The sequence below is a fragment of the Corynebacterium sp. MSK044 genome (assembly GCF_030232825.1).
Classification (GTDB): Bacteria; Actinomycetota; Actinomycetes; order Mycobacteriales; family Mycobacteriaceae; genus Corynebacterium.
In genome coordinates, this window is record NZ_JASPJJ010000001.1 from 218,996 (window position 1) to 231,925 (window position 12,930).

Genomic DNA, 12,930 nt, shown 5'->3' on the forward strand with positions numbered 1-12,930 from the left:
GCCTGACTAGATCATCGTGCGCCGTGCAGGCGTATCGATGAGCGTAAGCGCCCACGACATAAACGCGATGTCCGCCAGCGGCACAGCGGATGCTGCTGCCGTTGGCGTGACGGCGAGATCCTGCAATCCCCGCGGGGACGTTTCAGCAATGACAGCCCCGGCGGCGTTGGTCACTGTCCGTTTCTTCGACATCCGACCCGAGCGTTCCAACCGGTAGGAGCGCGAACCACAGCGGGCGGTGAGGACGCGTACGCCAAAACCGTGGGTGCGCACAGTCCACGTTTCCCCCTCCGCGGTGGTGCCGGTGACTTCCCAGCGCATGGCGCCGGCGGTGTGTTCAACGGTGATCGGCGGGCCACCGGCGATCTTCAAGGCGGAATCGGGGAGGGAGAAGGTGGCGAGGGAGACGCCGGCGGCGTCGATAAGCTGAGGCCCGCGCCATGTTGCGGCGAGCATTAGGGGCCGATCATCCAGACGAGGATGATGAAGACACTCAAGAACACCAAGAAACCAATCAACGCGGTGCTGTTGAGCATCTTGCGGGCTTCCAGCATCAGGCGCGAGACCCAGGCCAGGGCCACGATATGGGTGTACGGCAGAGTGGTTTCGCCCTCGAATTCGAGGATGGCTTTGCGCACACCATTGTGATCGCTGGTGAACTGGGCAACTTTCTGCCCGGCGGCGTCATCGATGATGAAATTCTTCGACGTTTCACCCACGATGACGTACTGCGCGCCGTCCACGTGTACGGTGAGCTGCTTGTCCCGCTTCAGGGAACCGTCGGCGCGCACAATTTCACGGCCGGAGCCGTCCTTGGCCACAGCGCCGGATTCGGGGGTAGTGATGAGCGCCCACGTATCCCCTTCCACCTGCGCTGAGTCATGGGTGAAGGTGGCCAGCACCTCCGGACCAGCCTCCGCCAGAAGCTTCGGCTCATCCCGGTTGGTGCGATCCCAGCTCACGTAGTGCATTGTGCGAGACCTCTCTTAGCAACCAATCAGGCGTGCAGCCAGGTAGGACTCCAGCTCAGTGAGAGGCACGCGCTCCTGCTCCATCGTGTCGCGCTCACGCACGGTGACGGCACCATCCTCGAGGGAGTCAAAGTCATAGGTGACGCAGAACGGGGTACCAATCTCATCCTGGCGGCGGTAACGGCGGCCGATGGCACCAGAGGTGTCGTAGTCAACGTTCCAGTGCTGGCGCAGGGTCTGTGCCAACTCCTGTGCCGGACCAGCGAGCTCCGGCTTCTTGGACAGCGGCAAAACAGCAACCTTGACCGGTGCCAGACGGCGGTCCAGCTTGAGCACTACGCGGGTGTCCACGCCACCCTTGGCGTTCGGTGCCTCATCCTCGTGGTAGGCGTCGATGAGGAAGGCCATCATCGCGCGGCCCAGGCCGGCGGCCGGCTCGATGCAGTACGGGATCCAACGCTCGCCGGTTTCCTGGTCGAAGAAGCTCAAGTCCTCACCGGACTTCTCGGAGTGCGTCTTCAGGTCGTAGTCGGTGCGGTTAGCCACACCTTCAAGCTCGCCCCACTTGGAGCCCTGGAAGTTGTAGGCGTACTCCAGGTCCACGGTGCGCTTGGAGTAGTGGGACAGCTTCTCCTGCGGGTGCTCGTAGAGGCGCAGGTTGTCCGGGTTGATGCCCAGGTCGAGGTACCACTGGTGGCGGGCATCAATCCAGTACTGGTGCCACTGCTCATCCTCACCAGGCTTGACAAAGAATTCCATCTCCATCTGCTCAAACTCGCGAGTGCGGAAGATGAAGTTGCCCGGCGTGATCTCGTTGCGGAAAGACTTACCCACGTTGGCAATACCAAACGGTGGCTTCATGCGCGCCGAGGTCATCACATTCTTGAAGTTCACAAAGATGCCCTGCGCCGTTTCCGGGCGCATGTAGTGCAGGCCTTCCTTGTCATCGACAGGGCCCAGGTATGTCTTCATCAAACCGGAGAACTCACGCGGCTCGGTCCAGTTGCCCGGCTGACCGGTCTCCGGATCGTTGATGTCTGCCAGGCCGTTTGCCGGCGGGTGGCCATGCTTCTCTTCGTAGGCCTCCAGCAGGTGGTCTGCACGGTAGCGCTTGTGGGTGTACAGGGATTCCACCAGCGGGTCGGTGAACACCTCAACGTGGCCGGAAGCCACCCACACCTGCGGCGGGAGGATGATGGAGGTATCCACACCCACCACGTCAGCGCGGGACTGCACCATGGTCTTCCACCATTGGCGCTTGATGTTTTCCTTCAGCTCCACGCCGAGCGGGCCGTAGTCCCACGCGGAGCGCGTGCCGCCGTAAATTTCTCCGGCCGGGTACACAAGTCCGCGGCGTTTGCAGAGGTTAACGACGGTATCAATAGCACTCGTGGCCATGGGCAGTTCAACTCTCCTCGTTGGTTTCAGATTCATTCGCGGGGTTTGCGCAAATTAACGCCCCCAAGTCTAGCCTGTAGCATTTCTTCGCCAACCCCCGCACACATGTCGTGGAGGTAGCCTTTTCAAGTTAGCAGGTGGCTAGACTAAACTCACGGTCAGATTCGCGGGGAGCTTATCGACGTCTCCCCTGCACCCCACGAACACAGTAGGTCGATTTCATGTCCCGGAACGCCCACTCCCACAGGCAGGCAGCTGCCCCGAAGATTGGTGCGCGTAATACTCGGCAGCGCGCCGCTGTTGTTGAGGTTCTGCAGGAGATTGATCGTTTTGCCTCTGCCCAATCCATCCACCAGGAGCTGACGCAGCGTGGCCAGAGGGTGGGTTTGACCACCGTGTACCGCACCCTACAAACCTTGACGGAAATCGGTGCAGTGGATGCACTGAATTCTGATACTGGTGAGACGCTGTACCGCCACTGTTTGAGCGACCGGCACCACCATCACCTCGTGTGCACCTCTTGCGGCCGTAGTGAGGAGATCGAAGGCGGGCCCGTGGAACAGTGGGCCAAAGATATGGCAGCCAGCCACGGCTATACCTTGTCAGGCCATGACGCAGAGATCTTCGGCACCTGCGCCACCTGCCAACAGAAATCCTAGGAGGCCTAGGAGGCCTTTCAGACCTCCTAGTGGGTCCTTGGACTCACTAGCCGATGATCGTGCCGAAGAGCACACCGAGCGCGTAGGTGACCACGGCGGCACCAAGCCCGATGGCGAGCTGACGGAATGCACGTGCCGCTGGCTTCTTGCCGGACAACAAGCCGGTAATACCGCCGGTGATCAGCAGTGCAAAGGACACCAGAACCAGGGCGGCGATAGCGCCCGGGCGTGGGTCGAGGCCGAAGATAAACGGGATGATGGGGATGAATGCGCCGGCAGCGAAGCACACGAAGGACGCGCTTGCTGCTGCCCATGCGCCGGAGCTATCACCCTCGTCAGCATCCTCTTTGCTGACGTCCAGCCCGTCATAGTGGTGGTGCTGGTGGCCCGTCATCATTGCCCAGAACACGTTATTCGCATGTGTTTCGGCTTCCTCAGCGCTCATACCGCGTGCGCGGTAGACCAAGGCCAGCTCATTTTCGTTCACATCCAGCTTGGGCAAGAGTTCGCGGGCTTCGGGGTCGGGAGTGGAGGCGTCAAGAAGCTCGGCCTGGCTTTTCACGCTGATGTACTCCCCTGCCGCCATAGATAACGCACCTGCGAGCAACCCCGAGATGCCTGTGAGCAGGATGTAATTGGACGACACACCCGAACCCATGACGCCGAGGACCAGCGCAACGTTGGACACGAGGCCATCATTCGCACCGAAGACTGCGGCGCGGAAAGAGCCGGAGAGTTTCTCCCGCCCCTGGGTGGCTAGCGCGCGGACAACCTCCGCGTGCATCGCTTCATCCGCGGTGATCTCATCGGATGCGTCAGTGTCCTTCAGATACGGTGACCCCTGTTCCGCGGTTTGCATCAAAGCCAGCGCAAAAACCGGTGAGAAATTGCGCGCCATGAAAGACATGAAGCGTGTGCGCAGATCCGGTTTGAGAGGCATGCCCACTTCCGGGCCGAGTTTGTCGTGCCAGTACTTCTCATGGCGGGACTCAGCCTCCGCGATCTTCTCGAGGATCTCGCGCTCATCCCCCTCACGCTTCTTGGCCAGCTCACGGTAGGTGGCTGCCTCCGCACGCTCATTGGCAAGGTACTGGCGCCATCTGCGGATCTGCTCACGCGACGGGGCTTGTCGCTCCGTGCCCTTGTCCGCGTCCGTCATTTAGTGCCTCCGAATCTGCGGTCTCTCTGCGCATACTCATACACCGCACTGTAAAGGTCTTCCGCTGTGAAATCGGGGAAAAGTATATCCCTGTACACCATCTCTGCATAGGCCGACTGCCACAACAAGAAGTTAGACGTGCGCTGTTCACCCGAGGGGCGGAGGAACAAATCAACATCCGGCATATCGGGGCGGTACAGCCACTTACTCAGGGTTTCTTCTGTCAGCTCCCCTGGCTTCAGCTCACCACGGCGGGCAGCCTCCGCGATCGCGCGGGTAGCATCCACCAATTCCGCACGGCCACCATAGTTAATGCACATGGCCAAGGTGAGTCCCGTGTTGTCCTTGGTCATCTCCTCGGCGATTTCCAGTTCCTTGATCACCGAACGCCATAGGCGAGGACGGCGCCCCACCCACACGATGCGCACGTTTTTGGCGTGCAGCTGGTCACGCTCCTCACGCATCACTTCGCGGGAAAAGCCCATGAGGAAGCGCACTTCCTCCGGGCTGCGCCGCCAATTCTCCGTGGAAAAGGTATAGGCGGACAGCCACTCCACCCCACCGAGTTCAATACAGGCATCCACCATGTCCATGAGCACTGACTTGCCCACACGGTGGCCCTCAGTACGTGGCATGCCGCGTTCCTGTGCCCAGCGTCCATTGCCGTCCATCACCAACGCGATGTGGCGTGGGATGAGATCTTTGGGGATATCCTGCGGGGTAGTAGTCACCGCTTCATTATGCCTGCTCCATGATTTTGAGTGAGCTCACCGCCGACTCAAGGTGATACTGCAGGTGCTGCGTGGTCAAACGATGCACTTGCGCTGCGGTTGTTTCCGTCAAACGTTCCTGCGCGGCGGCATAGTGCCCACCGGCCAGCAACCACATGATGTGCAAGGTAGCTTCCTCCACTTCCCGCGATCCTGGTGGGCGGCAGTGCAGGCACGCAGCACCACCGATCTGTGGGTGAAAAGCATGGTGTGGTCCCGGACGGCCGCATTGGGCACACTTGAACAGGCTCAAACCCCAGCCAGCATGGGCGGTGGCCTGCAGAATGAAGGCATCCAGCACCAAAGTGGGATTGGTGGCGTCTTGGAGGAGGCGGAGGGAGTGGGAGATGTCGTCGAAAAGCGTTCCATCCGCATAGCTCAACCTTTCCGCCGACTCCAAGATCGCGCACCCGGCGGTGTAACGATCAAAGTTATCGATGATCCCGCGACCGTAATACGCAACCGTGTCAGCCTGCGTGATGGTAGCCAGGCCGCGCCCCTGATTGCGGGCAGGATACAGCTGCACGTCGAGCTCCACGAACATCTGCACCCGCGAACCAAAACGACTTTTTGCCTTGCGCACGCCCTTGGCCACCGCGCGCACCAGCCCGTGATTGCGGGTGAGCAGCACAACGACGCGATCAGCCTCACCGAAGTCGTACGTGCGCACGACGAAGGCACGATCGCGGAAACTAGGCCGGGTTGCCATGATCTTAGAAGCCCAACCTACCCAAGTGCTTGGGGTCCGACTGCCAGTTCTTCAACACCTTGATGCGCAGGTCAAGGTAGACATTGCGTCCGAGCAGATCGATGATCTGCTTGCGTGCGCGCTGAACAATCCCGTTGAGGCGGCGCCCATCGCGGCCCTCCAGGATCGTCTTCTGGCCCGGGCGCTCCAAGTAGATCACGGCGTAGATCTTGGCACGGTCACCTTCGTTGATGATCTCGTCCACCTGTACCGCAACGGAGTGTGGCAACTCCTCACGCAGGCCCTTGAGCGCTTCCTCGCGGATGAGTTCGCTGATACGTGTCTCCGTGTCCTCGTCCGTGACATGATCCTCGGGGTAGAAACGGGGGCCCTCCGGCAGGTGCTTCTTCAGTACATCCACAAGCACGTCCAGCTGCACGCCCTCCGTGGCGGACACCGGCACAACATCTACGTCTTCTCGCCCGGTGGCCTCCACCAGCAGCTCGTGCAAGCGCATCAACTGCTCACCCACCTGATCTTTGCTGGCCCGGTCCAGCTTGGTCACAATGCCCACGATCGGCGCATTCGGCTTGGTTGTGCGCACCGCATCCAGAATCCACCGGTCGCCCGGGCCGATCTTCTCATTCGCGGGCACGGTCAAGCCGATCACGTCCACGTCAGCGAAGGTGTCCTTAACCACCTCATTGAGGCGCTCACCCAGCAGCGTGCGCGGGCGGTGCAGACCAGGCGTATCGACGAGCACAATCTGCACATCCTCCCTATTCACAATCCCACGGATCGGATGGCGCGTCGTCTCCGGCTGATCCGCCATGATCGCGATCTTCTCCCCCACCAGCGCATTCGTCAGCGTCGACTTACCCGTATTCGGGCGGCCCACAAAGCTGACAAAGCCGGAACGGAAACCTTCCGGAACATCGCCAAAGCCAGACCCGCTTATCGACGATCCCGCGAAAGCGTCCACGGGCACGTCATCCGGGAAGTCAGGAAAATCTGGCTCACGAGAAGTATCGCTCATGCTGTCCCATGCTACGGCCCCAACCGCCAGATATTGGTGTCAGGCGCGTCTGGCGTGGGGCTGGAGTTAGATTTCAGTGACCTCAAACTGCATCCGCGGGTGGGCGTATGCCTCCTGGGATTCCACCAGGAGCAGCTCCGGCGCGTTCGCGTTGTGGGTATTCTCAATGAGGTCGAACACACTCGATGCAGTCTTGGCCAGTGCATCCTTAGCAGCGGTGGCAGCATCGGTCCCGCCGATGGCCTCAATGTAGTGGCCGGTGAACAGTGCACACGCCACGTCACCGGAACCGTTGCGCTTGAAGGCCAAGCGTGGTGTTTGCACCAACCAACGCCCGTGGGAGTCCACCACGAGCATTTCCACCGTGTCCTCCGGCTGGTCCGAGCGTGTGACGGAGGTTACCAACACCGTGTCCGGGCCCATCGCGCGTGCAGCTTCTACGGCTTCCAGCGTGGAATCCAAATCCGTTGCTTCCTTGCCGGTGAGGTAGCCCAACTCAAACTGGTTAGGGGTGATGATGTCCGCCACCGGCACCACCTTGTCCCGCAGCAGTGGCGGAATATTGTCCGACACGAAGCAGCCCGACTTGGCGTTGCCCATCACCGGGTCGCAGGCATACACCGCATTCGGGTTGAGCTCTTTGACGCGGGCCACGGTATCCACGATGACATCCGCAATATCATCTCCACCCTGGTAGCCCGACAGCACCGCATCCACCCGCGCCAACGCACCGCGATCCTCAATCCCCTGAATGATCTTGCGTACCTGTTCCGCGGGAATCAGCGGCCCTTCCCACGCACCGTAGCCGGTGTGGTTGGAAAAGTTCACGGTGTACACCGGCCACACCTCATGGCCGATGCGCTGGAGCGGGAACACAGCAGCGGAGTTGCCCACGTGGCCATACGCCACCGCGGACTGGATGGAGAGGATGTTCTTCATGCGCCCCATTGTGCTCCCTCCCCTTAGGCGGTACGCATTCACCCCCGGCTACTCGGAGCTAACCGGCACAACGTGTGTCTAGTTTTAGTAACCCGCTTCGTTGGGTTTGGTGGTGATGGGGCGCCACGACTACCCGGTTTGACTATCGCGCGGCGCAGCGCTTCGCGACCTGCGTTTTTGCAGTGCGTGATTTGCGATAGTCAAACCAACCGAATTTGGGCATGCCGAAAGACCAGCTGTTGCTGGCTTTCGGCATGTGTTGGTGGGGTTATCTACCGTAGAGGAGTGTCATTGCTCCGTAGGGGTGGACGGTATTCGGGACGAGGTGTCCGCGGGGTGATCTCCACATTGGTGCGCCCCGGATGTTGCCTACCCGGCCGTGGTAGCTGCGTTCGGGGTCATCATCGTTGGTGCGGTTGTGATACCGGCACAACATCGCCAGGTTATCCATGTTGGTTAGCCCACCCTTCGACCAGGCTTTGATGTGGTGGACCTGACAGTTATCCGCCGCATGCCGACAATCCGGTACTGGGCAGGTTGGTGACAACGCTCTGGCTAGGTCGCGTTGTTTCTGGTTGGCAAACCGTTGCGTGTCATACAGGTTGACCGCACCTTGTTGTGGGTGGAATACCGCTACTTCTAGAACGTCGGCATAATCCCGCGCGAGAAGTTCAGCACCGGTCATGGTGGTGCCATCAGTTAGCCCCAGGATGATGTCATCGCCTACACCGCTGATGATTTTGGTGTGTTCTTCTAGTGGGATCAGGATCAACGGGCGGGGCACAGCAGGAGCAATACGAGCTGGGGTCTCGCCTTCAGTGTCAGGGCGAAGGCCAAGGATGGTCATGAATGCTTCGTACATCTGGGGGCCGGCGGGCCCATCGCCGGTGACTTTTTGGCGTAGTGCGTACTCGATGGCTGCCATGTCGTGTTCTGAGCCGATAACGTTCATAGGGCGGGACTGTTTGCGTGAGCGACCAAACCGGATTGTTGGTTCCGGGGCAGGTTTGTCTACTTCGGGGACGATGTCTTTGGCCCGACGCTGCAACGTCTCATAATTGCCTGGAACAGACAGCAACGCGAGCCGTAACTCCCATGTCTTGCCGGGGTCGGTGATCCCGGCAAGGCGGGATTCGATGTAGGCGAGCTGATCCAAGGACTTCTTCGTGGACTTCGCCACTTTGATCGCGTTGGCTTGTTTGCGGGTGAACTTTGTTTTCCCGTAGTAGACCTTGTGGACGTTGGTCCATTGGCGAATCAGGGCGGGTTTGCAGCCAGCGTCGAGGAGGACCTGGGCATCAAAGGATGCCAGGGTCTCCATCGGGTTGGTTAAACCCGCCACGAGTGCTGCAAAAGTGTTCATGCCACGCACACTAAACGCAAACACAAAAACGTGCAGATAGGGGCCGAAAAGCCTGTGGATAACTCAAAAACTATCCACAGGCCAGGCAGGCTACCGCGCGCATAAAAGAGTGCGGAACATGCCGCCGACCTGCGTGAACAGGCCGAGTTCCCGAACCAGCAAAAAAGTTAAGGACCGCGAAAAACGTTCGGACACACACGGTGTCCTTCAACCCGTTACTCGCTGGGGGCGGGGCGGTAGGTGCGGGAGGATCCGGAGGTGCTGGGTTCGGGGGTGTCGGAGGTGGGGGCGTCGATAAGCGATTCGGGGACTTCAATGAGTACGGTGCGCACTTTGATGCGTCCGCGGCGATCGCGGCCACCTTCGGCGGTGAAGCGGATGCCGCCTACTTCCACATCGGAGCCTGGCAAGGGCACGCGGCCCAGGCCGTAGGACAGTAGGCCCGCGACGGTTTCAACGTTGTCCGTGATTTCCTCGTCGAATTCGAAGGTGAAGCCCTGCTCGTCGGAGAAGTAATCCACCAGATCATCCAATGGCAAGCGTGCCTGGGCGCGGAAAAGGCGGGTGTCCGGGGCGGAATCCTCACTGTCCACCGGTTCGATCGGGGCTTCCTCGTCCGCGTCATACTCATCGGCGATCTCACCGACGATCTCTTCGAGAATGTCCTCCATGGTCATGAGCCCGGCGATGCCACCGTATTCATCCACCAGGATGGCAATGTGGGTTTGGTCCCGCTGCATTTCCTGCAACAGATCATCAAGCGGCTTGGAATCGGGGACGTACATCGGTTCGCGCATAAGTTCCGTGATGCGCACACCGGTGCCGCCGTCAGTGCGGTTGTAGGTTTTGGCCACCACGTCTTTGAGGTACGCGATGCCCAGCACGTCATCAACGCTTTCCCCGATGACGGGGACGCGGGAGTGTCCGGAGCGGATCATCAGGTTGGCTGCCTGGCCGGCGGATTTTTCGTGTTCAATCCACACCATCTCCGTGCGGGGCACCATCACCTGACGCGCCTGTGTGTCTGCCAGGTCAAAAATGTTTTGGATCATGCGGCGTTCGGTGGTTTCCACCACGCCCTGCTCTTGCGCGATGTCCACCGCTTCGCGTAGTTCCACGTCCGTGGCGTAGGGGTTTTCCAGGTCCTCTTCACCAGGGGTCACCAGGTTGCTGGCCCGAATGAGCAGCTTGGACAGCGGTCCCAGCACCGTGTACACGACGGTGAGGATCTGCGCCGCACGCAGGGAGATCGTGTACGGGTTCAGCTTGCCGGCCCGGCGCGCATTTATGCCGATGAGGCCAAAACGCAGCAACGCCACAGCCAGGATCGCGGCCGTGATCGCCCACACGCGGGATTCGATGAGCTCCAGCGCGGTGAGCAGTGCGAAGACTGCCGCGAGTGTGTCCAGCACCATTTGCACGAGCGCCAGCATGCTGAGGTGGTTGGTTTTGGAATCCACCACGCGCAGCAAGGCGCGCGCGCCGCTGACCTCGTCTTTGGCCATGGCTTCCACGCGCGCTTTGGAAATGGGGATGAGCGCGGACTCGATCATCTTGATCACGCCCGCCGCCGCCAAGGAGACGAGTGCTACGAGCAGGTAGGTTGCCCACAAAGTCACGGTGGTTACTCGCCTCGCTTATCGACGATCCCGTCAAGCTCCACCCGATCCGCCGCCGACGGGAACGCGTGCTTGCCTTCCGGTTTGGGCTGGTAGGTGACGCCGCGGGCTGCCAAGTCGTCGTACCAATCCGCCAGGATCTCGTTCTGGAGTGCGAACATCTCACGCTCATCGGCCGGGGTGGCGTGGTCATAACCCAGCAGGTGCAGGCACCCGTGGACGGTCAACAGCGCCATTTCATGGCCGAGCGGGTGGCCGGCGGCGTCCGCTTGCTTTCGGTCATACTCCGGGCACAAGATGATGTCGCCCAGCATAGCCGGGCCTGGTGCCGGCGCATCCGGGCGGCCGGAACCAGGGGTGAGTTCATCCATGGGGAAGCTCATCACGTCCGTCGGGCCCGGCAGGTCCATCCACCGCATGTGCAGGTCCGCCATAGTGGGTGTGTCCACGCACGTGATGGTCAGATCTGTATCCGGGTGAACGTCCATGGCGCGCAACGCAAAGGAAGCAACGTCAACGAGCATTTCTTCGTTGACGTCCGTCTCCCCTGACTCGTTCAGGACTTCAATGCTCATGCTTGCTCCTTAGTGTCCGCTGGAGTGTCCTCCGGATGCGCCTGATGCTCCGCCTCCGCATCCCACCGTGCGGCGCGGTCGGCGTCATACTTGTCATATGCGGCCACAATACGGCTGACCAATTGGTGGCGCACCACATCATTGGCTCCGAACTCCTGGAAGTGAATCCCGGGGACGTCGCGCAGGATCTTGCGCACGATTCGCAGGCCAGAGACCACACCGCGTGGCAGGTCCACCTGAGAAATATCGCCAGTGACCACCATCTTGGAACCAAAACCGAGGCGGGTGAGGAACATCTTCATCTGCGAAGGGGTGGTGTTCTGCGCCTCATCTAGAATGACAAACGCGTCGTTAAGCGTGCGGCCACGCATGTAGGCCAACGGCGCCACTTCGATGATGCCGGCCTCCATGAGTTTGGGGATCATGTCGGGGTCGAGCATGTCCCGCAATGCGTCGTAAAGCGGGCGCAAATAGGGGTCAATCTTGTCATTCAGCGTGCCGGGCAGAAAGCCCAGCTTCTCCCCTGCTTCCACTGCGGGGCGGGTGAGAATGATGCGCTTGACCTCTTTGGCCTGCAGCGCCTGCACCGCCTTGGCCACTGCCAGGTAAGTCTTACCGGAGCCGGCGGGGCCGATGCCGAAGACAATCGTGTTCTCATCAATCGCATCGACATATTCCCGCTGGCCAGCCGTCTTCGGGCGGATGACCTTGCCGCGACGCGCGATGATCTCACGGCCGAGGATCTCCGCGGCGGATTCCGGCATGTCCGTGGCCATGATGTCCACCGCGTGCTTCACCGCATCCGGGGTGATCACAATGCCGCGGCGCGCCATCGCCTGAATCTCATCCACCACCCGCGCGGCGTACGCCACGGCGTCAACCGGACCACGCATGGTTACGGTGGTGCCGCGAGCGAAAAGATCGGCGCCGAGCAGCTGATTGAGTGTATGCAGCGTCGCGTCATTGATGCCCAATACAGCTTGGGCGTAATCGGGGTCGAGCTCGTAGGAGCTTGTGACCAGTTCTGCCATGCGGTTTACCCTACCAGCGCCCCGTCAACGCCCCGACGGCGCAAAGAGCAGCCAGCCCGGCACTCGCCGTGCGCAGAACTTCCGGGCCAAGCGTGATCGCCTGCGCGCCGAGCAGCTCCAGTTCGTCTTCACCGATGCCACCTTCCGGGCCGATGATGAGGAAGATCTCATCCGCACTCAAATCCACATCCTTGATGCTCACGGTCGCATCCTCATGCAGTACGTACGCCACCTTGCCGCGCAGCATCTCCGCCAGCTGGTTCGTGGTCACCGGATCATGCACCTGCGGGATCCACGCCCGGCGCGATTGTTTCGCCGCTTCACGCGCGGTGGCCTGCCATTTCTCCACATTCTTGGCCACCTTCGGGCCCTGCCATCGCGCGATCGTGCGGTGCGAAATCCATGGCACGATCGCATCCGCGCCACCTTGCGTTGCCAGGTCCACGGCCAACTCCGCACGCTCAGATTTCGGGATGGCCTGCACAATCGTCACCCTCGGCGTAGGTAAAGGCACTTTTTGCTTATCGACGACCTCCCCCACCAGCCCATCCTTCCCCTCCACCGCGGTGACGCGGACTTCGGCGGTGGTACCGGTGCCGTCGATAAGCATGACGTGCTCTCCGGGCTGAATCCTTTTGACAGTGACGGCGTGGCGCCCCTCGGGTCCGCTAAGGCGACCGGATACGGGATCCTTGGTGATGAAATACGGCAGACTCATGATT

The 12,930-nt window shown here is 60.8% G+C and carries 14 protein-coding genes; 1 reads left to right on the plus strand and 13 read right to left on the minus strand.

The genetic code is table 11. The features are described 5' to 3' along the window. Positions 1-6: 6 nt before the first annotated feature. From QP994_RS01020 to QP994_RS01030, 3 genes are read right to left on the minus strand one after another with little or no spacing between them, the layout of a single operon-like run. Positions 7-456, minus strand: a complete 450-nt coding sequence (locus QP994_RS01020; RefSeq protein ID WP_284865051.1) for a hypothetical protein — start codon at positions 454-456, stop codon at positions 7-9. Next, positions 456-971 carry a hypothetical protein gene (locus tag QP994_RS01025; protein ID WP_284865052.1) on the minus strand — a complete coding sequence of 172 codons (516 nt, stop codon included), beginning with the start codon at positions 969-971 and terminating at the stop codon, positions 456-458. Before QP994_RS01025 ends, QP994_RS01020 begins: the two co-directional genes overlap by 1 nt. Before the next feature lie 15 nt (positions 972-986). Further along, a complete protein-coding gene (locus tag QP994_RS01030; protein ID WP_284854346.1) occupies positions 987-2,369 on the minus strand; it encodes a glycine--tRNA ligase in 1,383 nt (460 codons plus the stop codon). A 221-nt stretch (positions 2,370-2,590) separates the two neighbouring features. On the opposite strand from QP994_RS01030, the gene QP994_RS01035 reads away from it, so the two are divergent. Beyond that, positions 2,591-3,028, plus strand: coding sequence for a Fur family transcriptional regulator (locus tag QP994_RS01035; RefSeq protein ID WP_284854345.1), 438 nt, complete (start codon positions 2,591-2,593; stop codon positions 3,026-3,028). 46 nt (positions 3,029-3,074) lie between these two features. Here QP994_RS01035 and QP994_RS01040 read toward each other — a convergent pair whose 3' ends face one another. The 10 genes from QP994_RS01040 to QP994_RS01085 all read right to left on the minus strand — a co-directional run bounded on the left by QP994_RS01040 (position 3,075) and on the right by QP994_RS01085 (position 12,926). Then, on the minus strand, positions 3,075-4,187 hold the full coding sequence (locus QP994_RS01040) for a VIT1/CCC1 transporter family protein (RefSeq protein ID WP_284854344.1): 1,113 nt from the start codon (positions 4,185-4,187) through the stop codon (positions 3,075-3,077). After that, the gene (locus tag QP994_RS01045) at positions 4,184-4,918 is read right to left on the minus strand and encodes an isoprenyl transferase (RefSeq protein WP_284854343.1); all 735 of its coding nucleotides are present in this window, start codon (positions 4,916-4,918) and stop codon (positions 4,184-4,186) included. The genes QP994_RS01040 and QP994_RS01045 overlap by 4 nt, the downstream gene beginning before the upstream one ends. A 7-nt stretch (positions 4,919-4,925) precedes the next feature. Continuing rightward, on the minus strand, positions 4,926-5,666 hold the full coding sequence (gene recO / locus QP994_RS01050) for a DNA repair protein RecO (protein ID WP_284865053.1): 741 nt from the start codon (positions 5,664-5,666) through the stop codon (positions 4,926-4,928). A 4-nt stretch (positions 5,667-5,670) separates the two neighbouring features. Further along, positions 5,671-6,681: a GTPase Era gene (gene era / locus QP994_RS01055; protein ID WP_284854341.1), complete on the minus strand. Its 1,011-nt coding sequence runs from the start codon at positions 6,679-6,681 to the stop codon at positions 5,671-5,673. Positions 6,682-6,747: 66 nt separating this feature from the next. After that, positions 6,748-7,629: a pyridoxal kinase PdxY gene (gene pdxY, locus QP994_RS01060; protein ID WP_502869984.1), complete on the minus strand. Its 882-nt coding sequence runs from the start codon at positions 7,627-7,629 to the stop codon at positions 6,748-6,750. A 259-nt stretch (positions 7,630-7,888) separates the two neighbouring features. Continuing rightward, entirely contained in the window at positions 7,889-8,983 is a 1,095-nt protein-coding gene (locus QP994_RS01065; RefSeq protein ID WP_284865055.1) for an HNH endonuclease signature motif containing protein, read from the minus strand. Positions 8,984-9,198: 215 nt separating this feature from the next. Continuing rightward, positions 9,199-10,602 carry a hemolysin family protein gene (locus tag QP994_RS01070; protein ID WP_284865056.1) on the minus strand — a complete coding sequence of 468 codons (1,404 nt, stop codon included), beginning with the start codon at positions 10,600-10,602 and terminating at the stop codon, positions 9,199-9,201. Positions 10,603-10,607: 5 nt separating this feature from the next. Continuing rightward, a complete protein-coding gene (gene ybeY, locus QP994_RS01075; protein ID WP_284865057.1) occupies positions 10,608-11,177 on the minus strand; it encodes an rRNA maturation RNase YbeY in 570 nt (189 codons plus the stop codon). After that, on the minus strand, positions 11,174-12,208 hold the full coding sequence (locus QP994_RS01080; protein WP_284865058.1) for a PhoH family protein: 1,035 nt from the start codon (positions 12,206-12,208) through the stop codon (positions 11,174-11,176). Before QP994_RS01080 ends, ybeY begins: the two co-directional genes overlap by 4 nt. Positions 12,209-12,218: 10 nt before the next feature. Further along, positions 12,219-12,926 (minus strand): 16S rRNA (uracil(1498)-N(3))-methyltransferase, encoded by a 708-nt coding sequence (locus QP994_RS01085; protein ID WP_284865059.1) that lies wholly within the window; start codon positions 12,924-12,926, stop codon positions 12,219-12,221. Positions 12,927-12,930: the final 4 nt, after the last annotated feature.